At 73.4% G+C, this 25,368-nt stretch carries 27 protein-coding genes and 1 tRNA gene; 20 read left to right on the top strand and 8 right to left on the bottom strand.

What is annotated here, in order from left to right:
- The first annotated feature begins 12 nt into the window (after window positions 1-12).
- Window positions 13-1,086, top strand: a complete 1,074-nt coding sequence (locus IAI59_RS08455) for a tartrate dehydrogenase (RefSeq protein WP_207416108.1) — start codon at window positions 13-15, stop codon at window positions 1,084-1,086.
- Between the two features lie 64 nt (window positions 1,087-1,150).
- Here IAI59_RS08455 and IAI59_RS08460 read toward each other — a convergent pair whose 3' ends face one another.
- A complete protein-coding gene (locus tag IAI59_RS08460; protein WP_207416109.1) occupies window positions 1,151-2,122 on the bottom strand; it encodes a hypothetical protein in 972 nt (323 codons plus the stop codon).
- 130 nt (window positions 2,123-2,252) lie between these two features.
- On the bottom strand, window positions 2,253-2,807 hold the full coding sequence (locus tag IAI59_RS08465; protein WP_207416110.1) for an adenine phosphoribosyltransferase: 555 nt from the start codon (window positions 2,805-2,807) through the stop codon (window positions 2,253-2,255).
- A gap of 139 nt (window positions 2,808-2,946) precedes the next feature.
- Between IAI59_RS08465 and IAI59_RS08470 the strand changes: the two genes are divergently transcribed.
- On the top strand, window positions 2,947-3,141 hold the full coding sequence (locus IAI59_RS08470; RefSeq protein ID WP_207416111.1) for a DUF2842 domain-containing protein: 195 nt from the start codon (window positions 2,947-2,949) through the stop codon (window positions 3,139-3,141).
- 27 nt (window positions 3,142-3,168) lie between these two features.
- Here the strand turns inward: IAI59_RS08470 and IAI59_RS08475 are convergent, their stop codons facing one another.
- Both IAI59_RS08475 and IAI59_RS08480 read right to left on the bottom strand, forming a co-directional pair.
- The gene (locus IAI59_RS08475; RefSeq protein ID WP_207416112.1) at window positions 3,169-3,924 is read right to left on the bottom strand and encodes a TorF family putative porin; all 756 of its coding nucleotides are present in this window, start codon (window positions 3,922-3,924) and stop codon (window positions 3,169-3,171) included.
- Between the two features lie 188 nt (window positions 3,925-4,112).
- Window positions 4,113-4,189 (bottom strand) — tRNA-Pro (locus IAI59_RS08480).
- 164 nt (window positions 4,190-4,353) lie between these two features.
- On the opposite strand from IAI59_RS08480, the gene IAI59_RS08485 reads away from it, so the two are divergent.
- On the top strand, window positions 4,354-4,797 hold the full coding sequence (locus tag IAI59_RS08485; protein ID WP_207416113.1) for a cytochrome c: 444 nt from the start codon (window positions 4,354-4,356) through the stop codon (window positions 4,795-4,797).
- Here the strand turns inward: IAI59_RS08485 and IAI59_RS08490 are convergent.
- Window positions 4,794-5,483 carry a cytochrome b/b6 domain-containing protein gene (locus tag IAI59_RS08490; RefSeq protein ID WP_207416114.1) on the bottom strand — a complete coding sequence of 230 codons (690 nt, stop codon included), beginning with the start codon at window positions 5,481-5,483 and terminating at the stop codon, window positions 4,794-4,796. The two genes, IAI59_RS08485 and IAI59_RS08490, sit on opposite strands and share 4 nt — an antisense overlap.
- A gap of 137 nt (window positions 5,484-5,620) precedes the next feature.
- On the opposite strand from IAI59_RS08490, the gene IAI59_RS08495 reads away from it, so the two are divergent.
- From IAI59_RS08495 to IAI59_RS08540, 10 genes are all read left to right on the top strand, one after another.
- Window positions 5,621-6,595, top strand: a complete 975-nt coding sequence (locus IAI59_RS08495; RefSeq protein ID WP_207416115.1) for an Ig-like domain-containing protein — start codon at window positions 5,621-5,623, stop codon at window positions 6,593-6,595.
- A gap of 57 nt (window positions 6,596-6,652) precedes the next feature.
- Window positions 6,653-7,369, top strand: coding sequence for a phosphatidylserine decarboxylase (locus IAI59_RS08500; RefSeq protein WP_207416116.1), 717 nt, complete (start codon window positions 6,653-6,655; stop codon window positions 7,367-7,369).
- Window positions 7,369-8,301 carry a CDP-alcohol phosphatidyltransferase family protein gene (locus tag IAI59_RS08505; RefSeq protein WP_207416117.1) on the top strand — a complete coding sequence of 311 codons (933 nt, stop codon included), beginning with the start codon at window positions 7,369-7,371 and terminating at the stop codon, window positions 8,299-8,301. The genes IAI59_RS08500 and IAI59_RS08505 overlap by 1 nt, the downstream gene beginning before the upstream one ends.
- A gap of 100 nt (window positions 8,302-8,401) precedes the next feature.
- Entirely contained in the window at window positions 8,402-8,632 is a 231-nt protein-coding gene (locus IAI59_RS08510; protein ID WP_207416118.1) for a hypothetical protein, read from the top strand.
- A 13-nt stretch (window positions 8,633-8,645) separates the two neighbouring features.
- The gene (locus tag IAI59_RS08515; protein ID WP_207416119.1) at window positions 8,646-10,544 is read left to right on the top strand and encodes a proton-conducting transporter transmembrane domain-containing protein; all 1,899 of its coding nucleotides are present in this window, start codon (window positions 8,646-8,648) and stop codon (window positions 10,542-10,544) included.
- Entirely contained in the window at window positions 10,541-11,473 is a 933-nt protein-coding gene (locus tag IAI59_RS08520) for an NADH-quinone oxidoreductase subunit H (protein WP_207416120.1), read from the top strand. Before IAI59_RS08515 ends, IAI59_RS08520 begins: the two co-directional genes overlap by 4 nt.
- Window positions 11,470-12,102 (top strand): hypothetical protein, encoded by a 633-nt coding sequence (locus IAI59_RS08525; RefSeq protein WP_207416121.1) that lies wholly within the window; start codon window positions 11,470-11,472, stop codon window positions 12,100-12,102. Before IAI59_RS08520 ends, IAI59_RS08525 begins: the two co-directional genes overlap by 4 nt.
- Entirely contained in the window at window positions 12,099-13,550 is a 1,452-nt protein-coding gene (locus tag IAI59_RS08530) for a proton-conducting transporter transmembrane domain-containing protein (protein ID WP_207416122.1), read from the top strand. Before IAI59_RS08525 ends, IAI59_RS08530 begins: the two co-directional genes overlap by 4 nt.
- On the top strand, window positions 13,547-15,037 hold the full coding sequence (locus tag IAI59_RS08535) for a hydrogenase large subunit (RefSeq protein ID WP_207416123.1): 1,491 nt from the start codon (window positions 13,547-13,549) through the stop codon (window positions 15,035-15,037). Before IAI59_RS08530 ends, IAI59_RS08535 begins: the two co-directional genes overlap by 4 nt.
- On the top strand, window positions 15,034-15,534 hold the full coding sequence (locus IAI59_RS08540; protein WP_237181216.1) for an NADH-quinone oxidoreductase subunit B family protein: 501 nt from the start codon (window positions 15,034-15,036) through the stop codon (window positions 15,532-15,534). The genes IAI59_RS08535 and IAI59_RS08540 overlap by 4 nt, the downstream gene beginning before the upstream one ends.
- Before the next feature lie 61 nt (window positions 15,535-15,595).
- Here the strand turns inward: IAI59_RS08540 and ypfJ are convergent, their stop codons facing one another.
- From ypfJ to IAI59_RS08555, 3 genes are all read right to left on the bottom strand, one after another.
- Window positions 15,596-16,486 (bottom strand): KPN_02809 family neutral zinc metallopeptidase, encoded by an 891-nt coding sequence (gene ypfJ / locus IAI59_RS08545; RefSeq protein ID WP_207416125.1) that lies wholly within the window; start codon window positions 16,484-16,486, stop codon window positions 15,596-15,598.
- Window positions 16,487-16,690: 204 nt separating this feature from the next.
- Complete coding sequence (locus IAI59_RS08550; RefSeq protein WP_207416126.1) at window positions 16,691-16,921, bottom strand: hypothetical protein; 231 nt, start codon at window positions 16,919-16,921, stop codon at window positions 16,691-16,693.
- A gap of 127 nt (window positions 16,922-17,048) precedes the next feature.
- Complete coding sequence (locus IAI59_RS08555; RefSeq protein WP_207416127.1) at window positions 17,049-17,480, bottom strand: DUF1489 family protein; 432 nt, start codon at window positions 17,478-17,480, stop codon at window positions 17,049-17,051.
- Between the two features lie 97 nt (window positions 17,481-17,577).
- Between IAI59_RS08555 and IAI59_RS08560 the strand changes: the two genes are divergently transcribed.
- The 7 genes from IAI59_RS08560 (at window position 17,578) to IAI59_RS08590 (ending at window position 25,317) form a co-directional block, all read left to right on the top strand.
- On the top strand, window positions 17,578-19,896 hold the full coding sequence (locus IAI59_RS08560; protein WP_207416128.1) for a methyl-accepting chemotaxis protein: 2,319 nt from the start codon (window positions 17,578-17,580) through the stop codon (window positions 19,894-19,896).
- A gap of 85 nt (window positions 19,897-19,981) precedes the next feature.
- The gene (locus IAI59_RS08565) at window positions 19,982-21,013 is read left to right on the top strand and encodes an aspartate-semialdehyde dehydrogenase (protein ID WP_207416129.1); all 1,032 of its coding nucleotides are present in this window, start codon (window positions 19,982-19,984) and stop codon (window positions 21,011-21,013) included.
- A gap of 233 nt (window positions 21,014-21,246) precedes the next feature.
- The gene (locus IAI59_RS08570) at window positions 21,247-21,540 is read left to right on the top strand and encodes a hypothetical protein (RefSeq protein WP_237180551.1); all 294 of its coding nucleotides are present in this window, start codon (window positions 21,247-21,249) and stop codon (window positions 21,538-21,540) included.
- Between the two features lie 208 nt (window positions 21,541-21,748).
- The gene (gene sdhC, locus IAI59_RS08575; RefSeq protein WP_207416130.1) at window positions 21,749-22,192 is read left to right on the top strand and encodes a succinate dehydrogenase, cytochrome b556 subunit; all 444 of its coding nucleotides are present in this window, start codon (window positions 21,749-21,751) and stop codon (window positions 22,190-22,192) included.
- 17 nt (window positions 22,193-22,209) lie between these two features.
- A complete protein-coding gene (gene sdhD, locus IAI59_RS08580; RefSeq protein ID WP_207416131.1) occupies window positions 22,210-22,605 on the top strand; it encodes a succinate dehydrogenase, hydrophobic membrane anchor protein in 396 nt (131 codons plus the stop codon).
- A 99-nt stretch (window positions 22,606-22,704) separates the two neighbouring features.
- Window positions 22,705-24,516: a succinate dehydrogenase flavoprotein subunit gene (gene sdhA / locus IAI59_RS08585; RefSeq protein WP_207416132.1), complete on the top strand. Its 1,812-nt coding sequence runs from the start codon at window positions 22,705-22,707 to the stop codon at window positions 24,514-24,516.
- 15 nt (window positions 24,517-24,531) lie between these two features.
- A complete protein-coding gene (locus tag IAI59_RS08590) occupies window positions 24,532-25,317 on the top strand; it encodes a succinate dehydrogenase iron-sulfur subunit (RefSeq protein WP_207416133.1) in 786 nt (261 codons plus the stop codon).
- Window positions 25,318-25,368: the final 51 nt, after the last annotated feature.

Here is a 25,368-nt window from a genome sequence, read left to right on the forward strand (position 1 = left end):
GGAGGAGCGCCCATGGCTCGCAAGCACCGAATCGCCGTCGTCCCCGGGGATGGCATCGGCAAGGAAACGGTGCCGGAAGGCCTGCGGGTGCTGGACGCCGCCGCGCGCCGCTTCGGCTTCGAGCTGTCGCTCGACCACTACGACTGGTCCTGCGAAACCTACGCGCAGACCGGCCGCATGATGCCGGAAGACGGGCTGGACCGGCTGGCCGAAAGCGACAGCATCTTTCTGGGCGCCGTCGGCTGGCCGGGCGTGCCGGACCACATCTCCCTGTGGGGGCTGCTGATCCCGATCCGCCGGGAGTTCGACCAGTACATCAGCCTGCGCCCCTGCAAGCTGATGCCCGGCACCACCTCGCCGCTCGCCAACCGGGGCCCCAGGGACATCGACTTCTATGTCGTGCGGGAAAACACCGAGGGCGAGTACTCCTCCTCCGGCGGCCGCATGTTCGCGGGCACGGAGCGGGAATTCGTGACGCAGCAAAGCGTGTTTTCCCGCCAGGGCGTCGACCGCGTGCTGAAATACGCGTTCGAGCTGGCGCAAACCCGGCCGCGCCGCAAGGTGACCAGCGCCACCAAGTCCAACGGCATCATCCACACCATGCCCTTCTGGGACGAGCGCTTCGCGGAGATGGCGAAGAACTACCCCGGCATCGCGACCGACCAGTTCCACATCGACATCCTGTGCGCCCACTTCGTGCAGCACCCGGACTGGTTCGACGTGGTGGTCGGCTCCAACCTGTTCGGCGACATCCTGTCCGACCTCGGCCCGGCGGTGGCGGGCTCCATCGGCATCGCGCCCTCGGCCAACATCAACCCGGAGCGCAAGCACCCCTCGATGTTCGAGCCGGTGCACGGCTCGGCGCCCGACATCGCCGGCAAGATGATCTGCAACCCGATCGGCCAGATCTGGTCCGGCGCCATGATGCTGGAGCACCTGGGGGAGAAGGAGGCGGCGGACGCCATCCTGCGCGCCATCGAGCTGCATCTGGCCGAGGGCGGCCCCCGCACGCGCGACCTGGGCGGCCAGGCGGGCACCGTGGATGTGGGCCGCGCGCTGGCGGAGGCGGTGGCGAACGGCGCCTGACGCGCACGGTCCCGAAGGCTACGGGCGGCCGGTCAGCTTAGGCCGGCCAGACCGGCCCGGCCGTTCAGGCCGCCTGCCAGTTGAGGCGGCGCAGCAGCCATTCGCGGTAAGCCAGCACGCCCTCGGGCGGGGGAAACAGCGCCGCCATGGCGGTGCGCGCCTCGGCGCCCACCAGCGCCAGGGTTTCCGGCATGTCGCGCGCTTCCTCCTCCTGCCAGCGCAGCGCGGCGCGGCGCCACACCGCCACCTGGTCGGCCGAGGTCAGCGCCGGCAAGACCACGGCGGCGCGCAGCCGCAGCGCCGCGAACCCCGCCTGCGCGGCGCCGAGCGCCACCGGGGCGGCGGTGGCGACGGCGCTCAGCGCCGGCAGCTCGGGGTGGTCGCGGCGGCTCGGCGTGTCCAGCTCGCACCAGGGCGCGGCGCCAAGCAGCGCCGCCTGCCGCAGGGGCGCCGCGCCGGACAGCACGATGGCATCCACCTCGCCGCGCGCCAGCGCCTGCTCGGCGGCGGGGCCGGCCAGCCCCAGCACCGGCGACGCCGGCACCTGCGCCAGGTCCAGGCCCAGCAGGGCGGCGGCTTCCGGCGCGTCCGGCCCCGGCAGGGCCAGGCGGATGGGGCGGCCAAGGCCCGCCGCCGGCAAGGGCGCGCGCCCGGCCAGCACGGCACCGCCCCAGGCGGCGCACAAGGGCAGCCAGCCTTCCACCGGGTAGCGGGCGCGGCTTTCGCCGATCAGCCGGGCATGGGCCGCGGCGCCGGGCAGCACCAGCAGGGTGCGGCCTTCGGCGCCTTCGGTGGTGGCGAAGCGGTTGGCGGCGGTCACGCCATCCGGCCCGCCGACGGCGATGCTGTGCAGCGCCACCGCGTGCGGCAGGCCGCGGGTCAGCCCGGCCGCCACGCGGGCGGCCCAAAGCGCGGCGGGCGCGCCGTCCGGGCCGGGCATCAGCAGCGTGGCGCTGTCCGCCAGCCGTTGCGCCCGCGCGCCGGGGGCGGCGAGCAGGGCGAGCAATCCGGGCAGGGCGCGGCGGGCGATCGGCATGGCCGAGACATGCCCGGCCGAAGCGGTGGAAACAAGGCGGGGCGGACTTGACGTTTTCGTAACGACTTTGCCTAACCCCTGGGCATCCGGTGCCGCATGAAGTTGCGAAAAGCGGAACCCGCCCGGCATTTCAGGAGTCGTAGGACACCAGCGCCGCGAAGGGCGCGTCCAGCCGGGCGCGGCCGCCCAGGAAGCCCAGCTCGATCATGGCGGCGGCCAGCGGCACCTCGGCGCCGGCTTCCTTGAGCAGGTGGATGCCGGCGGCCATGGTGCCGCCGGTGGCCAGCAGGTCGTCCAGCAGCACCACGCGGTCGCCGCGCTTCACGGCGTCCGCCTGGATTTCCAGCCGGTCGGTGCCGTATTCCAGCGCGTAGTTGTAGCCGATGGTGGCGCCCGGCAGCTTGCCCGGCTTGCGCAGCAGAATGAAGCCGATGCCCAGCTCCAGCGCCAAGGGCGCCGCCAGCACGAAGCCGCGGCTTTCGATGCCGGCCAGCGCCGTGGGGGCATGCGGCCGCACCAGATCGGCCAGCTGGCGGATGGCGGCGCGAAAGGCCGGGCCGTCCCGCAGCAGGGTGCAGATGTCGTAGAACAGGATGCCGGGCTTGGGGAAATCCGGCACGCCGCGGATATGCGCCTTCAGGTCGAAGGGCTCGGCGGCGGTGGCGGCGGTTCCGGTGTCGGGCATCGGCGGCTCCTCGGGCGGGGGGGCTGGTCGCGGGCGGGGGGGCTGGTCGCGGGCGGCGGGACACTAGGGCGGGCGGCGGGGCACCGCAACGCTGCCCGCCCCCTTGAGCAAGCCGCCCCGGCCTGCCAAGAGGCTTGGCATGTCCCGCACCTTGCCCGCCGTGCTGATCGGCCTGCTGTTCCTGCTGCTTTACCTGGTCCTGGTGCTGTGGCTGGGCGACTGGGTGCAAACGCTGCACTGGGCGCTGCAGGTGCCGTTCTACGTGGTGGCGGGCTTTGTGTGGGTGCTGCCCATCCGCGCCCTGATGTTCTGGGCCGCCGGCGTGCGGCGCTGACGCCGCGCCACCGGCGGCCCCCGGCGGTCAGAACACCCGGCTCAGCGTCACCATGGCGCGCGCGTCGCACAGCTTGGTGCCGGCGAAGCATTCCGCCTTGGACAGACTGGTATCGTAGTAGCCCACCGTCAGCGTGATGCCCGCCACCACCTCGCGCGACACGGCGACGGACCAGTTGGCGTAGTCCGGCGCGCCGTAGCGGGGGTTGCGCTCGATCCACTGGTAGCCGAGGCGCCCGTACAGGCTGAAGTCGCCCGGCAGGGTGACGTCCGCGCCGCCTTCCAGATACACGGCGTTGCCGCTTTCGAAGTAGAAGTTCGGGGAATAGGCGGCGGTGCCGACGAACTTCACCGGCCCGGCCGTGTAGCTCGCCTTGGCCAGCGCCTCCACGTAGTTGTAGTCGAACGCGCCGGGCGCGGCATCATAGCCGGGGTAGGTGTAGTAGATGCCGCCGAGATCAAAGGTCGCGGCGCCCAGCGCGAAGCGGTAGCCGGCCGCGAGATCCAGCTCCTGCCGCGCGTTGCTACCGGGAAAGGATACGTTGCTGGCGAAGGCGCCGATATACACGCCGCTGTCGTGCTGCAGGTCGATCGTGCCCTGCACGGTGGGCCGGTTGCGGTTCTGCGAGATGCCGCGGAACAGGTAGTCGGTGGACAGGCTGGGCGTCACGGTCAGCGTCAGGCCACTGTCGCCGAGCGGCATCTGCGCCGCCGCGGGGGTGGCCAGGGCCGCCAGGCCGAGCATGGCCAGCGCGGCGAGGGCGGGCAGCGGAATTCGCGTCATCGGGGTGATTCCTTCCGCCGGCCATCCTGCGTGGCCGGATCGCGGCGGAAGCCAAGCAAGACCCGTGCAAGTTCCCGGCAAGGACCGGGCGACCACGGCGAAAGGGCATCAGGGCGCGGCGGCGGGCGGGCATGAAAAACCCCGCCTCACGCGGGGTGAGGCGGGGTTGGCTGCCCATCCGGACCGATTGGTCGGAGCGAGAGGATTCGAACCTCCGGCCCCTGCGTCCCGAACACAGTGCTCTACCAGGCTGAGCTACGCTCCGTTGCTCCGGCTGGGCAGGCGCGGCTTTTATCCCCGCGCGCCGGGGTCGGCAAGTGGGGGTCGGCAATAATCGGCACGCGGCGACGGTGAATTCTGCGCTGCGGCCGGCGGGCGCTTCGTGCCACGCTGGGGCGCCGCGATTCGCGGAAAGACGGAGAAACCTGCATGACTCGCATGGTGTGGATGGCGGGGCTGCTGGCCCTGGGGCTGGGCGGCACGCTGGCGGCCGGCACGGCCGGGGCGCAGACCGACCCCGTGGCCCAGCGCCGCGACGAGATGAAGCGCCTGGGCGCGCATCTGGAAGCCATCAAGAAGATCGTGGATGCCGGCGAGCCGGTGGGGCCCATCGAGGCCCGGGCCGAGGAGATGCGCGGCTATTTCGCCACCCTGCCCACCCTGTTCCCGCCCGGCAGCACCGAAGGCAGCAAGGCGCTGCCCGCCGTGTGGAGCGACCGTGCGGGCTTCGAGCAGGCGGCAGCCAATGCCACGGCGGCCGCGGCCAAGCTGGCCGCCGCCGCCGGCAGCAACGACGCCGCCGCGACGGCCACGGCATTCCGCGAGGTGGCGGGCAGCTGCGGCGCCTGTCACCGCAATTTCCGCGGCCGCTAGCCCAGCCGGCTGACACCCCACACGGCGGCGGCCACCACCGCCGCCCAGCCCAGCGCCCGGCCGGCGGGCGCCATGCGCGGCGCCCGCCGGGCGGCTTCCGCCGGCAGGCGCTTGCGGCCCGTCAGCATGGGCCGCACCAAGTCGTGCCGCTTGACCAGCGCGTACAGCAGCACGACCGCCACATGCAGGCCCACGGCGGCCAGGATCAGGTTGAAGTTCCAGATGTGCAGCCCCGTGGCGCGGTCGCTGGTGTCGCCCGACACCAGATGCGCCAGCGGGCCGCGCGTCAGCACCTGGTCGTCGGCCAGCAGGCCGGTGCCGACCTGCAGCAGCAGCAGGCCCAGCAGCACCAGCACCATCCAGCCGCCGGCGGCGTTGTGGCCCACCTCGGTGTCGGGCTCGCGCCGGGGAAAGTGGCGCAGGTGCCGCAGCGCCGCCAGCGGCGAGCGCAGGAAGTGCCGGAAGCGCGCGCTGTCCGAGCCCCACAGCCCCCAGCCGACGCGAAACACCAGCAGCCCCAGCGCGCCGTAGCCGCTGAGCAGGTGCAGCTCCATGCGCCCGGTGTCCGCCGACCACCAGGACAACCCCAGCAGCCCGGCCAGCCCCCAGTGCACCAGCCGCACCCAGGGGTCCCAGATGCGCACGCTCAGCGTGGCGGAGGTCGGATCGGGCGGTGCGGCTGGCATGCGGGCTCCTTGGGGCAGGGGCGGCGAATCGCGGCAACCCACAGCATGCCCCGGGCCGGCTGCGCTGCGAACATGCTTGCGGGCCGGACGCGCCCGACGCATGGTTTGCCCCTTCGTGAAGGTAAGATTACGTCAAAATGACCGGTCAAAGGGGGATGTGGCTGGGGCTCGGTGGGCTGGCCGGCGTGGCGGTGCTGGGCGGTGCCGCCCTGTGGTGGCGCCAGCCGGCGCCGCCCGCCGCGCCGGAGCCGGCCGTGGCCGCCTTGCCGCGCCCCGTCACCGGGGCGCCGCCGGCCGCCGAGCCCGAGGCGCCGCGCTTCGACGTGGCGCGGGTGGGCGCCCAGGGCGCCGCCGTAGTCGCCGGCCGCGCCGCACCGGGCGCCGAGGTTTCGCTGCGCGACCAGGACCGCGAGCTGGGCCGCGCCCGTGCCGATGCGCGCGGCGAGTTCGTGATCCTGCCCACCGAGCCCCTGGCCCCCGGCCCCCACGCGCTGACCCTGCGGACCCGCGACGCCGCTGGGCAGGAGCGGCAGGGAAGCGAGGAGGTGGTGGTGCTGGTGCCGGATGCGGCGCGCCCCGGCGACGCCCCGGTGGCCGTGCTGCTGCCGCCGCCAGGCGCCGCCGCCCCGCCGCGCGTGCTGCAGGCCGCGCCCCCGGCCGGCGGGGGGCGGCTGAACCTCGATGTCGTCGACTACGACGAGGCGGGGGCCATGCGCTTCGCCGGCACGGCGCCGCCGGGCGGCCGCCTGCGGCTGTATGTGGACCAGCACCACGCCGGCGACGCCGCGGCGGATGCCGCCGGGCGCTGGATGCTCAGCCCGCAGCCGGTGCCGGAGCCTGGCCGGCACACCCTGCGGGTGGACCAGATCGGGTCGCAGGGCAGGGTGCTGGCGCGGCTGGAGCTGCCGTTCCAGCGTGAGGCCGCCGGGGTGGCGGCCGTGGGCGCGGTGGGCCGCATGGTGGTGCAGCCCGGCCACAACCTGTGGCGCATCGCGCGGGAAACCTATGGGCGCGGCATCCGCTATACCGTCATCCAACAGGCCAACGCCGACCAGATCCGGGACCCGGCCCGGATCTATCCCGGCCAGGTCTTCGCGCTTCCCTCTCCCTGAACCGGGGGGCGGCACCGGTTGTTCCGGGGCCCGCCCCGGACCATAACCGGCGGTACCATGGCGTTTATCGAAAGCATCCGGCTTGTGCTGGCCAAGCCGCACCCGGCCGGAAAGCCCTTCATCTACGGCGGCGCGGGCGTCGCGGTGGCCGGCGGCATCGCCATCGGCACCTCGGTGTTCTGGCTGGCCGCGGCCTTCACCGCCTTCTGCCTGTTCTTCTTCCGGGACCCGGACCGCGTCACGCCCACCCGCGCCGGCACGCTGGTGGCGCCGGCGGATGGCCGCGTGGTCATGGTCGGCCCCGCCGCGCCGCCGGAGGAGCTGGGCCTCGGCCCCGCGCCGCGCTGGCGGGTGGCGATCTTTCTTTCGGTGTTCGACGTGCACGTCAACCGCAGCCCGTTCGAGGGCGTTGTGACGCGCGTGGCCTATCGCCCGGGGAAATTCCTGAATGCCAGCCTGGACAAGGCCAGCACCGACAACGAGCGCAACGCGCTGGCGCTCCGCCTGCCGGGCGGGCAGGAGATCGCGGTGGTGCAGATCGCCGGGCTGATCGCGCGCCGCATCCTGTGCGACAAGCGCGAAGGCGACCGGCTGGAGCGCGGCGAGCGCTTTGGCATGATCCGCTTCGGCAGCCGCGTCGACCTTTACCTGCCCGAAGGGGTGCGGCCCCTGGTCGCCGAGCACCAGATCATGGTGGGCGGCGAAACGGTGATCGCGGTCATGGACACCACTGAAACGGCACCGCCGGTGCTCAAGACCGATACGGGATTCTGATGAACGCTGCTTCTGGAACCTCTCGACGCCGCTTCCGCTTCTCGCCCCGGCGGCGCCCCCGTTTCCAGGGGCAGTCCTTCAACAAGCTGATCCCCAACATCATGACCATGCTCGGCCTGTGTGCCGGGCTGATGGCCATGCGCTTCGCGCTGGACGGGCGGTGGGAGCCGGCGGCGACCATGATCATGGTCGCCGCCGTGATCGACGGCCTGGACGGCCGGCTGGCCCGGCTGCTCAAGGCCACCAGCCGCTTCGGCGCCGAGTTCGACAGCCTGTCCGACTTTCTGTCCTTCGGCGTCGCGCCCTGCATGATCCTTTATATGTGGAGCATGGAGGCCTGGCGCGGGCTGGGTTTCGTGCCCTGCGTGCTGTTCGCGGTCTGCATGTCGCTGCGGCTGGCGCGGTTCAATGCCTCGCTGGATGTCGGGCTGGCGCCCAAGCCGGCCTACGCCCAAAGCTTCTTCACCGGCGTGCCGGCGCCGGCCGGCGCCGGGCTGGTGCTGTTTCCGCTGTTCCTGTCCATGGCGTTCCAGGGCTGGGGCTGGGTGCACATGGCGCAGGGCCTGCGCCATCCGGCCTTTGTGGGCCTGATCCTGGTGGTGGTGGCGCTGATGCTGGTCAGCACGCTGCCCACCTGGTCCTTCAAGAACTTCAAGGTGCGGCGGGAGGCGGTGCTGCCGCTGCTGATCTCCGTCGGCGCCTATGCCGCGCTGCTGGTGGGCGAGCCCTGGGCGGCGCTGGCCGCCGCCGGGCTGATCTACATGGGTATGCTGCCCTTTTCCGTGCGCTCCTACCTCCGCCTGAAGCGCGAGGCGGAGGAGCTGATGGAGCCGGTGCCGGATGCCGCTCCCCACGCTGACACGTCCGAAACTGCCGCGTCCGAGAAGACCACTGGCACGCCGCCGGCGGGCCCGCCCGTGTTCACGCCGTGAGCCGCCGCGCGGACACGGGCAGTTGAGCTTGGCTGTCCCTGGCGCCACGCGGCGCCGGGCGGCAGTATCCCGCCGGTCCGAACCGCCCGCAGCAGGTCTCATGCTTCCCGTTTCCCGTGCCGCCTTTCCGCCGCCGCCCGCCGCCAACGACCGCCAGGGGCTGGTGCGCTGGCGGCTGGAAGCTTGGCCGGAACCGACCTCGCCGGGGCGGCGAAAGGCCTCGGCACGCCCGGCTCTGCGCCGGGTGGCGCTGCGCGGTGCCCTGCTGGCCCTGGTGGCATCGCTGGTGCACTGGGCCTCGCACGGCGCTCCGCGGCGGCCGCCGGCGTGACGCCCCCCACCGCATGACCCTGCTGGTCGCCTGGATGCCGGCGGCGCTGCTGGCGCTGCTCGGGCTGCTGGCCGCGCTAGGGGCGGCCGGTCATGGTCGCGCGGTGCAGGCGGGCGTGGCGCTGGTGTCCGCCGGTTGTCTGGGCCTCGCGGTGGCCGTGCTGGCGGGTGGCCCCGCGCCGGCCGTGCTGCTGCCCTTTGGCCCGCCCTGGTCGCCGCTGAGCCTCGGGCTTGACGGGCTGGCCGCGTGGTTTCTGCTGCTGCTGGGGCTGGCCGGGCTGGCCGCCGCCCTGGCCAGCTGGGCCGCCGCCGACACCGCGCCGCGCCGCCTGATGCTGTGGCCGCTGCTGCTGGCCGGCCTGGCCCTGACCTTGTTCGCTGCCGACCTGTTCGGCCTTTTGCTGGGCTTCACGCTGGCCGGGCTGGCAGGCCATGCCCTGCTGTCCGCCGAGGGCGCCTGGGCCGAGGACGCCGCGCTGGCCCGGCTGGATTTTTCCGCCACGCTGCTGGCCGCTTCCGCCCTGGCCGTGGTGGCCGGGCTGCTGGCCGGCCTGACCGGCGACCTCAGCTTCGCCGGGCTGCGCGCGCTGCCGCCGGCGGGCGGCACGGCGCTGGCGGTGCTGCTGCTGGTGCTGCCGGCGGCGGCCGCGCGGGCGGTGCTGCCGCTCCTGGCGCCGCTGCGGCCCGGCCCGGCGCTGCTGCTGGTGGGCGGCGCCATGCCGCCGGTCGCGGTTTATCTGGCGGCGCGGCTGCTGCTGGATCTCGGCGGGCCGGCGCAACCGCTGTGGTGGGGGGCGCCGCTGCTGGCGGCCGGTGCCGTCGCCGCCGTGTGGGGCGCGCTCCGGGCGCTGGCCCGGCAGGAGCTGGCGCCGATCCTGGCGGGCGTGGCGCTGGCGCATCTCGGGCTGGTGGCCATGGCGCTGGGGCTGTCCGCCGCGCTGCGCGCCGCCGACCTCGGCACGCTGGCGGCGGTGGCGGCGGGGGCCGCGTTGCTGTTGCTGCTGGCGCAGGCCCTGTTTCTGGCCTCGCTGTGGCTGGCCGCCGCCCTGGTGACCGAGGGCACCGGCGGTGCCCGCCACCTGGACCGGCTGGGCGGGCTGGTGCATGCCATGCCGCGCGTCGCCTGGGCGGCGCTGGCCGCCGTCGGCGCCGCCGCGCTGCTGCCGCCGCTGTCCGGCTATGCCGGGGCCTGGATGCTGGCGCAGGCCTTGTTCGCCGCCTGGCGGGTGGGCGAGCCGCTGTTCCAGCTGCTGGCCGTCTTCGCCGTGGCGGCGCTGGGCCTGTCCGGCGCGGTGCTGGCGGCGGCTTTGCTGCGGCTCTGGGGCCTGACCTTTCTGGGCCGGCCGCGCACTCCGCGCACCCTGGGCTCGCCGGACGCCGCGCCGTTGCCGCTGGGCCTGTTGTTGGCTTTGGCCGCGCTGGGCCTGGTGGTGGGGCTGCTGCCGGGACTGCTGCTGCGCCTGGCGGCACCTGGGCTGCAGCTGCTGGCAGGCCATGCCGGCGCGCCGGAGCTGGGCCTGTACGAGTTGAGCGCCGGCCCCGCCGCCGCCGGCTACCTGCCCTTGGCCGTGGCGGTCGGGCTGGTGCTCGCGCTGGCGGTGCTGGGGGCCGTGCTGCACCACCTGTCGCCCCGCCCGGCCACCCGCGTGGCGCCGTGGGACGACGGCTTCATCGCGCCGCCGCCGCACCTGCCGTTCGGCGACCCGGCCACCCAGCCCGGCACGGCGGCCCTCGCCATCCCCATGCGCCCGCCCTTGCCGCGCCTGCGGCCCTGGCCGGGCTGGCCGGCCCTGCCGGGCGTGCTGCGCCTGCCGCCGCCGCGCCCCGGCACGGTCCGGCGCGCGCTGCGCCTGTGCCTTGGCACCGTGGCGGCGCTGCTGGTGCTGCTGGTGTGGCTGGGCGGCGGCGCATGACGCCCGACCCGCTGACCCCCGGGCCGATCCTGGCGCAGCTGCTGCACCTGCTGCTGATGCTGGCCGCCGCCGTGTTGCTGCCAGGCTTCATCGAACTGTTGCGCGCCCGGTTGCAGCGCCGCCAGGGCGCGCCCGCCTGGCAGCCGGCGCGCGACTGGCTGCGCCTGTTGCGCAAGCAGCCGGTGCTGGCCGAGCACGCCTCGCCCATTGCCGCGCTGGCGCCTTATGCCGGCTGCGCCGCGATGCTGGTGGCGGCCATGCTGGTGCCGGGCTTCGTGCATGGCATGGCCCTGTCCGGCGCGTCGGACCTGCTGCTGCTGGCCGGGCTGCTGGGGCTGGCGCGGCTGGCGCAGGCCCTGGCGGCGCTGGACGCCGGCACCGCCGCCGGCGGGCGCGCCGCCGCCCGCGCCATGGGGCAGGCGGGCTTCGCGCTGCCCGCGCTGCTGCTGGTGGCCATGGGCTGCTTCGTGATGTCCGGCACCACGGCGCCCGACGCCATTGGCAGCGCCCTGCAGGACGCCAGCGCCGCGCCGCGCCTGCCGCTGGCGCTGCTGCTGCCCGCCCTGGCCGCCGTGGCCCTGGCCGATGCCGGCCTGCTGGGCGAGCCGCTCGGCATCCCCGAGGCGTCCGGCCGCCATCTGGCGCTGTGGCAGGCCGAGGCCGCGCTGCGGCTGGTGGTGTGGCTGGCCCTGCTGGCCGGCCTGTTTCTACCCTTCGGCGTGGCGGGGGCCGGAGCCGGGCCGGCGGGCTGGGCGCTGTCCTTGCCGCTGTGGCTGTGCAAGCTGGTGGTGCTGGCCGGCTTTCTGGCCCTGGCCGGGGCGCGCATCGCCCGGCTGCGCGATGCCCGGTTGCTGGAGCTGCTGGGCGCCGGCGCGCTGCTGGCCCTGCTGGGCGTCGCCTGGCTGTTTCTGTCCGCGGGGGTGGCATGATCCCGGACCTGCCCGCCACCGTCGCCCCGCTGCTGGGCGGGCTGGTGCTGCTGCTGTCCTTCACGCTGGTGCTGCGCCGTCAGGTGGTGGGTGCGATCGACGCGCTGGCCGGGCAGGGCCTGCTGCTGGTGCTGATCGCGCTGTGCCATGCCTATGAGCGCAGCTCCGCCACCCTGGTGCTGGTGGCGGCGCTGCTGGCCGCCGGGCAGGCGCTGCTGTTGCCGCTGGCCCTGCGCGAATGGGTGCGCCGTCAGGGGCTGCGGCGCGAGCCCGGCGCCGGCCCGACCCGCCGCACCCTGCCGGGGCTGGTCGCCGCCGTCGGGCTGGTTTTGCTGGCCGCGCTGGCCTTGCGCCCCGTCACCGGCGGCGGCGCCATGCAACTGCGCGAAGGGCTGGTGCTGGCGCTGTCCGTGGTGCTGGTGGGCCTTTTGGCCATGGCCGCGCGCAAGGGCCCGCTGGGCCAGGCCATTGGCCTGTCGTCGCTGACCAACGGCGCCCTGCTGGGGGCCCTGGCGGTGCCAGACCTGCCGCTGCTGCCGGCCGTGGCCATTGTCGCCATGGCGGTGCCCTTTGCCGCCGTGGCGGGTTTTCTCACGCTGCGGCCACAGGCGGGGAGGGACCCGCAATGACCGGCATCGCGCTGTCGCCCGCCGTGCTGGACTGGCTGGCCTCGCCCTGGCCGCCCGTGCTGCTGCCGCTGGTGGGCGCGCTGCTGCTGGCCGCCATCGGCTCCGCCCGCCTCGGGGCACGCGTGGCGGTGGCCGTGGCGGCGCTCAGCCTGTGCGGCGTGGCGCTGCTGGGCTTCGTGCCGTTGCAGGGCGACCCGGGCCTGCTGCGCCCCGACCCGCTGAACATGTTGCTGCTGCTGCCCGCGGGGTTGGTGGCGCTGGGCGGCGCCGTGGCGGTGCTGCTGCTGCCGTTGCCCGAAGGCGCCGGCCGCGCCTGGAATGCCGCCACCCTGGCGCTGCTGGGGCTGACCAACCTGGCCCTGCTGGCCGATGACCTCGCCCTGGCCTGGATGGCGCTGGCCTTGTGCGGCCCGGTGCTGGCGCTGCTGGTGGCCATGAAGCGCGGCGCCCCCGCGCTGGCCGCCGCCTGGAAGCTGGTGCTACTGTGCGGCGCCGCTTCCGGCCTGGGGCTGCTGGGCGTGGTGGTCATCGCCATGGCGGCGCAGCCGGTGGCGGGCGAGGCCGCGCTGTCCTTCGAAACGCTGATGCGCGTGTCGCGCGAAGCCGAGCCCGGCCCGCTGCTGCTGGGCTTTCTGTTTATCCTCGCCGGGCACGGCACGCTGGCGGCGCTGGTGCCGGTGCACCTGTGGCTGCCCGCCGCCATGGCGGCGGCGCCGACCCCGCTGCTCGCCATCCCGGTGGCGCTGCTGGGCAATGCGGCGCTGCACGCTGTGCTGCGGGCCCGCGCCGTGGCCACGCTCAGCCCGTCCTGGCTGCCGCCGGGGGCGCTGCTGCTGGCGGCGGGCCTGGCCGGCATGGGCATGGCCGCCTGGATGCTGTGGCGGTCGCGCGACACCGGTCGTTTTCTGGCGGCCTGCGCCCTGGGCCAGACCGGCCTGGCGGCGGTGGCCTTTGGCCTGGGCGGGCCGGCGGTGATGGCGGGCGTGCTGCAGATGGCCGCCGCCCTGCTGGCGCTGGCCGCCGCCGCCTTGGGGCTGGACCGCGCCACCCGGCTGCGTGGCGGCCGCGGGCTGGCGCGCCTCGGCGGGCTGGCGTCCAGCGACCCGCGGCTGGCCTGGGCGCTGGCCGCGGCGCTGGGCGCCATGGCCGGCCTGCCGCCGCTGGCGCCGTTCGTGGCTGAGTTCCTGCTGGTGCAGCAGGCGGTGGCACGGTTGCCCTGGCTGGCCTTGCCGCTGGGCGTGGCGCTGGTGCTGCTGGCCGGTGCCACCTTGTCGCGCACCCGGCGCCTGTGCTTCGGGCCGCCGCCCGGCCATGCCGCCGTGGCAACCGGCGGCGGGGGGGTGCTGCTGCTGATACTGCTGCTTCTGCTCGCCTTGCTGGGCCTGGGCCTGTTTCTGCCGACACCCTTGGCCGCGCTGCTGGCCGAAGCCGCGCAGGTGGCGCCATGACCGCCGCCGGGCTGATCCGCGCCGCGCCGTTGGCCGGCCCGCAGCGCCACCAGCTGGACCCCGCCGACTGGGCCACGCTGGCCGAGGCATTGCGGCACGACCACGCCCTGGACTTCCTGGGCCTGTGGGGCAGCCCCGGCGCCGTGCATGCCGCGTTTCGCGAAGGCGCCGCCCTGCTGCTGACCAGCGTGCCCGCCCCGGACGGCCACTACGCCGCGCTGTCGCCCGCCCGGCCGGCCGCGAGCTGGCACGAACGCGCGGTGGCCGACCTGTTCGGGCTCTTGGCCGAAGGCGGCACCGACCACCGCCCCTGGCTGGACCACGGCCGCTGGCTGCTTGCCACGCCGATGGACGAGCGCCCGCGCCGCGCCGGTGGCGAGCCGCCGCAGCCCGAATGGCGCCCGCCCCCGGGCGAGGACCTGCACCAGTACCCGCTCGGCCCCGTGCTGCCCGGCTTCGGCCCGGCGCACCTGCGGCTGCACCTGCGGGGCGAGCGGGTGCAAACGCTGGAAGCCCTGCTGGGCTACGGCCATGTCGGCCTGCTGGGCGCCATGCTGGGCCGGTCGCCGCGTGCCGCCGCGCGGCTGGTGGGGCGCATCTCGGCCGATGCCGCCGTGGCGCATGGCTGGGCCTTTGCCCGCGCCGCCGAAGCCGCCACGGGCGCCGAGCCGCCGCCGCGCGCCGTGCTGCTGCGTGCCGTCATGGCCGAGCTGGAACGGCTGGCCTGCCACCTGTCGGATTGGGGGCACACCGTGGGCATGGCCGGGCTCGCGGTCGCGCGGTCGCGTTGCGTGATTCTGCGGGAAGGGCTTTTGCGGGCGCAGGAGGTGGCCTTCGGCAGCCGCCTGCTGCTGGATGCCGTGGTGCCCGGCGGCGTGGCCACCGACCTGTCGCCGGATGGCGAGGCCGCGCTGGCCCACGCCATGGCGGCGGTGGAACAGGCGCTGCCCATGCTGCAATCGCTGCAGGACCGCCATGTGGGGCTGCAGGACCGGCTGGCCGGCGCGGCACCCCTGGCAGGAGCCCGTGCCATGGCGCTGGCCACGGGCGGCATTGCCGGCCGCGCCGCCGGGCGTGACGTCGACCTGCGGCGGGACATGCCCTACGGGCCTTACCCGCGCTTCGCCTTTGCCATGCCCACCGCTACCATCGGCGACGCCGAGGCCCGGCTGCGGCTGCGGCTGCGCGAGATGCCGGAAAGCCTGGGGCTGATCCGTGCCGCCCTGGCCCGCCTGGAGCCGGGGGCGCTGCTGGCGCCGTTGCCGGTCGGCGCCGGCGAGGGGGCGGCCATGGTGGAAGGCCCGCGCGGCGACGTGCTGCACTGGCTGGCGTTGGACGACCAGGGGCTGATCGGCGCCGCCTTTCCGCGCGATGCTGCATGGGGCCACCTGCCGGTGCTGGAAAGCGTCATGGCCGGGCGGCCTTTCGGCGAATGGCCGGTCGCGCTGGCGTCGCTCAACCCCTGTCTGGAAGGCGCCGACCTGTGACCCTTCGCCTGGCGCCATCGCTGGACCCGGCCCCGGTGCCGCACCCCGACACGGTGGCGGCGCTGGCCGCGCGGGTGGAAGCCGCCGGCCGCATTCGCCTGGGGCGCAGTCTGGCGGTGATGCTGCTGCGCCCTGGCGGCTGCGCCGGCTGCGCGGGGGAAGGCCGCGCGCTGGCGGATGCCCCCTATGACATGGCGCGCTTCGGCCTGCGCTTTGTCGATTCGCCGCGCGAAGCCGACGTGCTGCTGGTGGCCGGGCCCGCCACCCGCAACATGACCGAGGCGCTGGGCCGCTGCTGGTCGGCCATGGCGGAGCCGCGCTGGGTGGTGGCGGTGGGCGATTGCGCCGCCGGCACCGGACCCTTCGAGGGTAGCTACGCGCTGGAAGCGGGCGGCGTCGGCGCGGTGCTGCCGCTAGACCTGGTGGTGCCCGGCTGCCCGCCGGCGCCGACCCTGATTCTGGAAGCGCTGCTGGCGCTGATGGAAGCCCAGGCCTGACGGAAGGGACGTGGCGGGGGAAGGCGTTCCGCGAAACGCCTTCCCCCGTCTCGTTTCCGGCTTAGTTCGAGAAGGCGGGCATTCCGGCAAAGGTGTTGCAGGCAGCCAGCTCACCCTTTTCCAGCCCGGTGCGGAACCAGCGGGCCCGTTCGGCCGAGGAGCCGTGGGTGAAGCTTTCCGGCCGCACCCGCTGCCCGGCTTCGCGCTGCAGCTTGTCGTCGCCCACGGCGGCGGCGGCGTTCATGCCTTCCTCGATGTCGCCCTGCTCCAGGATCCGCCGGGCATCATTGGCCTGCTTGGCCCAAAGCCCGGCAAAGCAATCGGCCTGCAGCTCGATCCTTACCTGCATGGCGTTGGCGTCAGGGCCACCGGCACCGTTCTCGACGCGCTGCGCCTGCTGCAGGATGCCCAGCTGGTTCTGCACGTGGTGGCCGACCTCGTGGGCGATGATGTAGGCCGCGGCGAAGTCGCCCTTGGCACCGAGCCGCTGCTGCAGCTGCGCCATGAAGTCGAGGTCGATGTAGACCTTGCGGTCGGACGGACAATAGAACGGGCCGACCTGCGCCTGGGCGCCGCCGCAGCCGGACTGCGTCGCGCCGCTGTACAGCACCAGCGTCGGGTCCTGGTACTGGCGCCCCAGCCGGCTGAACTGCGCGCGCCACACCTGTTCGGTTTCGCCCAGCACCTGGGCGGCGAAGCGGCGGCCGGCATCGGCGTCCGGCGCCGGGCGGCCCTGCTGGGTGGTTTGCTGCTGCTGCTGGGGCGCGGGGCTGCCGCCGCCGCCGCCCAGGATGATGGACGGGTCGACGCCAAGGAACAGGCAGACCAGCAGGATGGCGACGCCGCCGATGCCGCCGACCGCGATGCCGCCGCCACGGCGCCCGCCGCCAAAGCCGCCGCCCTGGCCGCGCCGGTCTTCGACGTTTCCGCTTTCTGGTCCATCCAGCCGCATCGCTTTGCCCTCCTGTGGCGATACCGGGCTCGCCCGGGCAGGGCGGCAACGCGGTGCCTCAGGTCAAGGTTGCGTCGCCGGGGCGGCCCCATGAAAAAGGGGCCGGCCGGATTGCTCCGGCCAGCCCCAGGTGCCGCCCTTCACGAGGAGGGGCGGCGATCGGCGGCGCGCCTGCCGGGAAGAGGCGGCCGCCGAATTCCGAAGTCAGCCCTGCGTCGCGGCGCGGTGCGCGCGGCGGGCGTGCGTGGCCTGGTGGCGGCGCGCCGGGGCGGGGTGCGCGCGGTGGTGGCGTGCGGCGCGGTGGGCGCGCGGCTGCGTCGTGCTGCTTTCGGCCACATCCGAACGGGCCGGCTGGGCGGCGGCGGGCGCGGCGGTCAGCGCCAGCGGCGCGCCCAGGGCGAGAACGGCAAGAAACAGGTGGATGGGGCGGAACATGCCGTGAATTCCTTGGTGGCGGGCGGCTCTGGGGATGGCGGCCACCGCACCACGCCACCATGCGGCCCGGCATCTCTCGCCGGCATGGGCCAGCGCTGAACTTATGGTAATTCTGCTGCGCTGAAGCCTATAAAAGGCACAGCAGCTGCAATTCCCGCCGCATCGCTTCCGGCATCAGCTCGGCGCCCGTGGCCTCGGCGCCGCCGCGCAGATCGGCCGGCGCGTCATCGACCGGCAGATAGCGCCAGCCCTGGAACGGCTTCATGCGCCGTGCTTCCACCGGCACCAGCGTGGGGTGCAGGATCAGCGCGCAACGCGGCGTGCCATCGGCGCCGGGCTGGCTTTGGATGTCCAGCAGCTGCTGGCGGGCGCACAGCAGGCCGGCGATCACCCAGAAGATGGAGCCGCCGTTCAGCAGCTCCTCCGCGCGCTTGGGCATCATCCGCGTCACGTGCCGCAGCGGCGGGTCGCTGCTGGCCCGTTGTTGCTGGATGGCGCGCAACGCCGCGAGGTCGCGCGGGCCGACGGACAGCTTGATGAGGTGCAGCACGGCGGGCATGTGCCGTCGCCCCCGCCGGCCCGCAAGAGCCCGCGCGTTTCACGACCGCTTAACCGCGCCGTGCGCAGGATGGCCTTCCTGACCGACGGAGTGCCGGATGCGCCTGTTCCTCAACCTGTCCGTGGGCATGAAGCTCGCCCTGTCCGCCGTTCTGGCGCTGCTGCTGCTGGGCGGGCTTGGCCTGCGAACGCAGGCGCGGATGCAGGAGGTGATCGCGCTGGATGCCGTGCAGCGCAGCACCGGCACCGCCGACGACGCGCTGCGCGACGCGCGGACCGAGGCGGTGCGGGCGGATGGCTACAGCCTGGCGGCCGTCAACGCGCAGGCGCCTGGGCCGGCGGCGCAGGCGAGCGCCGCGGCGGTGCGCCGGCTGGACGCCTTGCAGGACCTGGCCCGCCGCGCCGCCGCTCTGGCGCCGACGCCCGGGGCCCGCGCTTCCGTGGAAGCCTCGCTGCCGCTGGCGACACACTATGCCGAGGTGCAGGGGCAGGCGATGGCCGCGCGGCAGCGGCTGCTGGAACTGCGCGACGCCCGCTTCTTTCCGAGCCTCGGCGCCTATGACCAGCGCTTCGAGGGGGTGACCAACAGCCTGGTCTTCGAGGTGGAAGGCGCCGAGCGGCAGCAGGACCTGCGCGACCGGCTGATGGCCTTCCACGGTGCGGTGGGCGAGATGCGCACCGCGATCCAGCGCTTTCTGGCGACCGAGGAGCCCGACCAGGCCCGCCGCGTGCGCCGCGCCGCCGCGCAGTTCCGCGTGCATGGCCGCGGCGCCACCGCCGTGCCCATGTCCCCCCGCCTGCGCGAGGATCTGGACGCGCTGCTCAAGGCCGGCGACGCCATCGCCGCCGCGGCCGCCGAGCTGGTGACGCAGACCGAGGCGGCGGCGGTGCACCGCGCTGATGCGGTTGTGCCGGCGCGCGACGGGCTGGAGCAGGCGCTGGCCGCGGCGTCCGGCGAGATGGCGGAAGCGGCGGCGCAGGGGATGGACGCCGGCCGGCGCGCGCTGGCCAGCGTGCGGGACGAACTGCTGGTCGCCTCGGCCGCCATCGTGCTGCTGCTGTTGTTGTCGGCCTGGGCCACCACGCGGGCGGTGGGCGCGCCGCTGCGCCGCCTGGCGCCGCTGCTGGCGCGCATCGCCGGGGGCGACACCGCCATGCCCGTGCCCGACCGGAACCGGCGGGACGAGATCGGCCGCATCGCCCAGGCGGTGGAGGAGCTGCGCGGCCGGGTGGCGGAAGCCTTCGCGCAGAAGCAGATGATCGAGCAGATGCCGGTGGGCGTGATGCGCGCCGACCCCAAGGACGACTTCCGCATCGCCTTCATGAACCCCGAGATGCGGCGCATCCTGGACAGCGTGCCGCAGATCCTGCCCTGCCCGCCGGGCGAGGTGCTGGGGCAAAGCATCGACATCTTCCACCGCGACCCGTCCCACCAGCGCGCCCTGCTGGCCGACGGTTCCCGCCTGCCGTTCCGCGCCCGCATCACCGTGGCGGGCGAGGTGATGGACCTCAACGTGTCCGCCATCCGGGACGGGCAGGGCGCTTATGTGGGGCCGATGATGGTCTGGACCATGGTGACCGAGCAGGCGCGGCTGGCCGACACCTTCGAGGCCGAGCTGGGCGGCGCGGTCGGCGGGGTGGCCACGCAGACCGCGACGCTGCAGGACGCCGCCCGCCGGCTGGCCGAGGCGGCCGCGACCTCGGGCCGCGAGGCGATGCTGGTGGCGGATGCCGCCGGCCGGGCGGATGCGGACGTGCAGTCGGTGGCGGCGGCGGCCGAGCAGATGGCCGCCTCCATCACCGAGATCACCCGCCGCGTCGGCGAATCCGCCGAGGTGGCCGGCCGCGCGGTGCAGGAAGCCCAGGCGACGGACGAGACCATGCGCGGGCTGTCCGACAGCGCGGCGCGGATCGGCGACGTGGTGCGGCTGATCGGCGACATCGCGGGGCAAACCAACCTGCTGGCTCTGAACGCCACGATCGAGGCGGCGCGGGCGGGCGAGGCCGGCAAGGGCTTCGCCGTGGTGGCCAGCGAGGTCAAGAACCTGGCCGGGCAGACCGCCCGCGCGACGGAGGAGATCGGCCAGCAGATCGCCGGCATGCAGGCCGCGACCAGCCGCGCGGTGGAAGCGATCCGCGGCATCGGCAGCACGGTGGAGCGGACGGCGGAGATCGCCACCGCCATCGCCGCCGCCGTGGAGGAGCAGGGCGCCGCGACGCAGGAGATTGCCCGCAGCGCCGCGCAGGTGGCGGAGGCGACCGGCACGGTCAGCCAGCGCATCGGGCTGGTGCGCCAGGTGGCGGCCGACACGGGCGAGGCCGCCGGCGGCATGCTGGGCGCGGTGGAAGCGCTGGCCGGCCAGTCCGGCGTGCTGCGGGACCGTTCCGCGACCTTCCTCAAGGCGATCCGCGCCTGAGCGCGCGCTTGCCGGGCCCGGGCGCTTGGGGGTAGTGCCCCGGCACGCCCGGGCCGCGTGCCCGGCACGGAAAGGGATGCGCAGCATGGGCTACAAGGTCGCGGTCGTCGGCGCCACCGGCAATGTGGGGCGCGAGATGCTCAAGACGCTGGCGGAGCGGGCCTTCCCGGTGAGCGAGGTCGTGGCGCTGGCCTCGGGCCGCTCGGCGGGGCAGGAGATCTCCTTCGGCGAGAAGACGGTGCTCAAGGTCCAGAGCCTGGACAAGTTCGACTTCAAGGGCACCCACATCGCCCTGTTCTCGCCCGGGGCCTCCGTTTCGGCGATCCATGCGCCGCGCGCGGCGGCAGCGGGCTGCGTGGTGATCGACAACACTTCCCAGTTCCGCATGGACCACGACGTGCCGCTGGTGGTGCCGGAGGTGAACCCGCAGGCGCTGAGGCACTTCGCCAAGCGCCGCATCATCGCCAATCCGAACTGCTCCACCATCCAGATGGTGGTGGCGCTGAAGCCGTTGCACGACGTGGCGCGCATCAAGCGGGTGGTGGTCGCGACCTACCAGTCCGTGTCCGGCGCGGGCAAGGAGGCGATGGACGAGCTGTTCACCCAGACCCGCGGCATCTACGTCAACGACGCGGCGACGCCCGAGATCTTCACCAAGCCCATCGCCTTCAACTGCATCCCGCACATCGACCGGTTCATGGACGACGGCTTCACCAAGGAGGAGTGGAAGATGGCGGTCGAGACCCGCAAGATCCTCGACCCCGACATCCAGGTGGTGGCCACCGCCGTGCGCGTGCCAGCCTTTATCGGCCATGGCGAGGCGATCAACGTCGAGTTCGAGAGCGCCATCAGCGTGGAGCAGGCCTTCGAGGCGCTGCAGGACGCGCCGGGCCTGACCGTGCTCGACCGGCGCGAGGACGGCGGCTACGCCACCCAGGTGGACGTGGCGGGCGAGGACAGCGTCTTCGTGTCCCGCCTGCGCGCCGATCCCACGGTGCCGCACGGGCTGGCCTTCTGGTGCGTCGGCGACAACCTGCGCAAGGGCGCCGCGCTGAACGCCGTGCAGATCGCCGAGGAAATGGTGCGCCAGGGGCTGCTGGCTTCCGTGTCCGCCTGAACCGCCCCCCGGGGCCCGCTTTCGCCTGTGGTGCGCGGCGGGTCCCGGGCATCTTCGCGTGCCTGGATCGGGGCTTTCCGCCGTCAACTCGCGAAAGCGTGTAGAATTACGGCGCTAAAGCCTTGGTATGACCCCAATTTCTTCCGCATCCGCAGCCAAGGTTGTGGCGTTGACGGGGCGCACGGCTGAACAGCAGGCGTGAGCGACCGGCGTCACAGCAAGGGATGAGCGACATGCGGATCACGATGGGCAAACTCGGTACGGCGGCGGCGCTGGCGATGGTGCTGGGCACCGCGGCCTGCTCCAACCCCTATGACCCCGGCCAGCGCGCGGTGGGCGGCGGGCTGCTCGGCGCCGGTGCCGGTGCTGCGGTGTCCGGCATCACCGGCGGCAACGTCGGCACCGGGGCCCTGGTGGGTGGCGCGCTGGGCGCCGTCGGTGGCGCGGTGACCACGCCGTCCGCCCCGGCCTATGGCCCGAACGGCGGCTATCCGCCGCGTGGCTACCAGCGCGGCTACGGCTACTAAGTTCCCGCGCGCGGGGGAAAGGCCGGCCGGGGCACGCCCCGGCCGGCCTTTCTGCGTTGCGCCCGGCGCATTGCGGCACCGATCTTTGCCCCGCGCGCGTTGACGCTCGACGGCAACGCACCATAAAAGCCCTGTGACACTTCGCCGTCCGCCGCTGCCCCGGCGGGCCGGCCATGTGCCCCTGAATGAGGCGGAGCGGGATCGGTCCATGTCCAAAAGCAAAGATGCGCGCGAGGCCCTGATGACCGGCGTCCGCACCGACGGAACCCGGGTGGCGCGGCCCTTGTCGCCGCACCTGCAGGTCTACGACATGGTGCAGATGACCTCCGGCCTGTCCGTGCTGAACCGCGCCACCGGCATCGCCTGGACGGTGGGCATGGCGTTTCTGGTGTGGTGGCTGGCCGCCGCCGCCGCCGGGCCGCAGGCCTATGCCAACGCCGCCTGGTTCTTCGGCTCCTTTCTGGGCGTTATCGTCCTGGGCGGGCTGACCGCGGTGGCGTGGTTCCACACCTTCGCCGGCATCCGCCACATGTACTGGGACACCGGCTACGGCTTCGGGCTGCCCGAGATGCTGAAGACCGGCTGGGCCACCCTGATCGCCACCGGGGTCATGACCGCCCTGACGTGGCTCATCGCCCTGATCTCCTGGTAAGCGCGGAGCACCCGACCATGAGCGAACCCTCCGGCACCGTCCGCCTGCAATCCCCGCTCGGCCGCGTGCGCGGCCTGGGCTCCGCCAAGGGCGGCACGCACCACTGGTGGATGCAGCGCGTCACGGCCATGGCGCTGCTGCCGCTGACCCTCTGGTTTGTGCTGTCCGTGGCGCGCCACACGGGGTCCAGCCACGCGCAGATCGTGGAATGGATCGGCCGGCCGTTCAATGCGGTGTTGCTGCTGTCATTCGTCGCCATATCCTTCCAGCACGCCGCATCCGGCATGCAGGTGGTGCTGGAAGACTACGTGCGGGGCGAGGTTCCGCGCATGGTGTCCATCATGGTGGTGAAGGCGCTGTGCTGGATCCTGGGCCTGCTGGCCGTGCTGTCCGTGCTGCGCATCGCGCTGTGAGGCGTGGCCGGCCTGGGGCCGGCAAAGGCGATTGAAGATTCTCTGGTGGCGGCGCCCCCTGGCGCAGGCCGCCGCCTTGAAGTGAACGGATCGGGACCGATGAACGCGATCACCATGCCCTCCTCGGGCGCATACCGCATTGTCGACCATACCTACGACGTCGTCGTCGTGGGCGCGGGTGGCGCCGGTTTGCGCGCCACCTTCGGGATGGGCGCGGCGGGGCTGAAAACGGCCTGCATCACCAAGGTCTTCCCCACCCGCAGCCACACCGTGGCGGCGCAGGGCGGCGTCGGCGCCAGCCTTGGCAACATGGGCGAGGACAACTGGCGCTGGCACATGTACGACACCGTCAAGGGGTCGGACTGGCTGGGCGACCAGGACGCCATCGAATACATGTGCCGCGAGGCGGTGCCCGCGATCATCGAGCTGGAGCACTTCGGCGTGCCCTTCTCGCGCACCGAGGACGGCAAGATTTACCAGCGGCCCTTCGGCGGCCACATGCAGGACTATGGCAAGACGCCGGCGATGCGCGCCTGCGCCGCCGCCGACCGCACCGGCCATGCCATCCTGCACACGCTGTACCAGCAGAGCCTGAAGCATAACTGCGAGTTCTTCGTGGAATACTTCGCGCTCGACCTGATCATGGACGAGGACGGCGCTTGCCGCGGCGTCATGGCCTGGAACCTGGAAGACGGCACCATGCACCGCTTCCGGGCCCAGACGGTGGTGATGGCGACCGGCGGCTACGGCCGCGCCTACTTCTCCTGCACCTCGGCGCATACCTGCACGGGCGATGGCGGCGGCATGGTGCTGCGCGCCGGCCTGCCGCTGCAGGACAACGAGTTCGTGCAGTTCCACCCCACCGGCATCTACGGCTCCGGCTGCCTGGTGACCGAGGGCGCGCGCGGCGAAGGCGGCTACCTGACCAACTCGGAAGGTGAGCGCTTCATGGAGCGCTACGCCCCCACCGCCAAGGATCTGGCGTCGCGCGACGTCGTGTCCCGCGCCATGTCCATGGAGATCCGCGAGGGCCGCGGCGTCGGCCCGCACAAGGATCACATCCACCTGCACCTGGAGCACCTGGGCGGCGAGCTGCTGCACGAGCGGCTACCCGGCATTTCCGAGACGGCGAAGATCTTCGCCGGCGTGGACGTGACCAAGGAGCCGATCCCGATGCTGCCGACCGTGCACTACAACATGGGCGGCATCCCCACGAACATCCATTGCGAGGTTCTGCGCCCCACCGCGACCGACCAGGATGCCACCGTCCCCGGCCTGATGGCGGTGGGCGAGGCGGCCTGCGTGTCCGTGCACGGCGCCAACCGCCTGGGCACCAACTCGCTGCTCGACCTTGTGGTGTTCGGCCGCGCCGCCGCGCTGCGCGCCGCCGACACGCTGAAGCCCGGCGCCACGCAGCAGCCGCTGCCGGCCAAGGCGGGCGAGATGTCGCTGGACCGGCTGGACCGCGTGCGCCACGCCAAGGGCTCGACCTCGGTCGCGGAGCTGCGGCTGAACATGCAGCGCACCATGCAGACCCATGCCGCCGTGTTCCGCACCTCCGAGCTGCTGCAGGAGGGCGTGCAGAAGATGGACAAGGTCGCCGCCGGCTACAGCGACATCAGGATCGCCGACCGCTCGCTGATCTGGAACAGCGACCTGGCCGAGGCGATGGAGCTGGACAACCTGATCGGCAACGCGCTGACCACCGTGGTCGGTGCCGAGGCCCGCAAGGAAAGCCGCGGTGCCCACGCCCAGGAAGACTACCCCGAGCGCGACGACGCCAACTGGATGAAGCACACGCTCGCCAAGGTGGACGGCAACTACAAGGTCAGCCTCGACTACCGTGACGTGAAGATGCGGACCCTCACCAACGAGGTCCAGGTCTTCCCGCCCAAGCCGCGCGTTTACTGAGGAAGGAGCGGGACCATGGCCACTTTCACGCTGCCCAAGAACTCGACCATCGGCACCGGCCAGACCTACCGGGCCGAAGCCGGGGCCAAGAACGTCAAGTCGTTCAAGATCTACCGCTGGGACCCGGACACCGGCGAGAACCCGCGCTACGACACCTATGAGATCGACCTCGACAAGTGCGGGCCGATGGTCTTGGACGCGCTGATCAAGATCAAGAACGAGGTCGACACCACGCTGACCTTCCGTCGCTCCTGCCGCGAGGGCATCTGCGGTTCCTGCTCGATGAACATCGACGGCATGAACACGCTGGCCTGCCTGAAGCCGATCGAGGACGTCAAGAAGGCCGACGTGCGCATCACGCCGCTGCCGCACATGCCGGTGGTCAAGGACCTGGTACCGGACCTGTCGCAGATCTACGCGCAGCTCCGCTCCGTCGAGCCCTGGCTGAAGTCCGACACGGCGCCGCCGCCGGATGGCGAGCGCCTGCAGTCCAAGGAGGAGCGCGCCAAGCTCGACGGGCTGTGGGAATGCATCCTGTGCTTCTGCTGCTCCACCTCCTGCCCGTCCTACTGGTGGAATGGCGACCGCTACCTCGGCCCGGCCGTGCTGTTGCAGGCCTATCGCTGGATCGCCGATTCGCGCGACGAGGCGACGGGCGAGCGCCTGGACAACCTGGAAGATCCGTTCCGGCTGTACCGCTGCCACACCATCATGAACTGCACCGCCGCCTGCCCGAAGGGCCTCAACCCCGCCCAGGCGATCGGCTCCATCAAGCAGCTGATGGTCGAGCGCCAGGGCTGATTCGCCCGGCGTGACGGAACAGGGCCCGCCGGTGCGAACCGGCGGGCCTTT

This window comes from Roseomonas haemaphysalidis (assembly GCF_017355405.1).
GTDB lineage: Bacteria > Pseudomonadota > Alphaproteobacteria > Acetobacterales > Acetobacteraceae > Pseudoroseomonas > Pseudoroseomonas haemaphysalidis.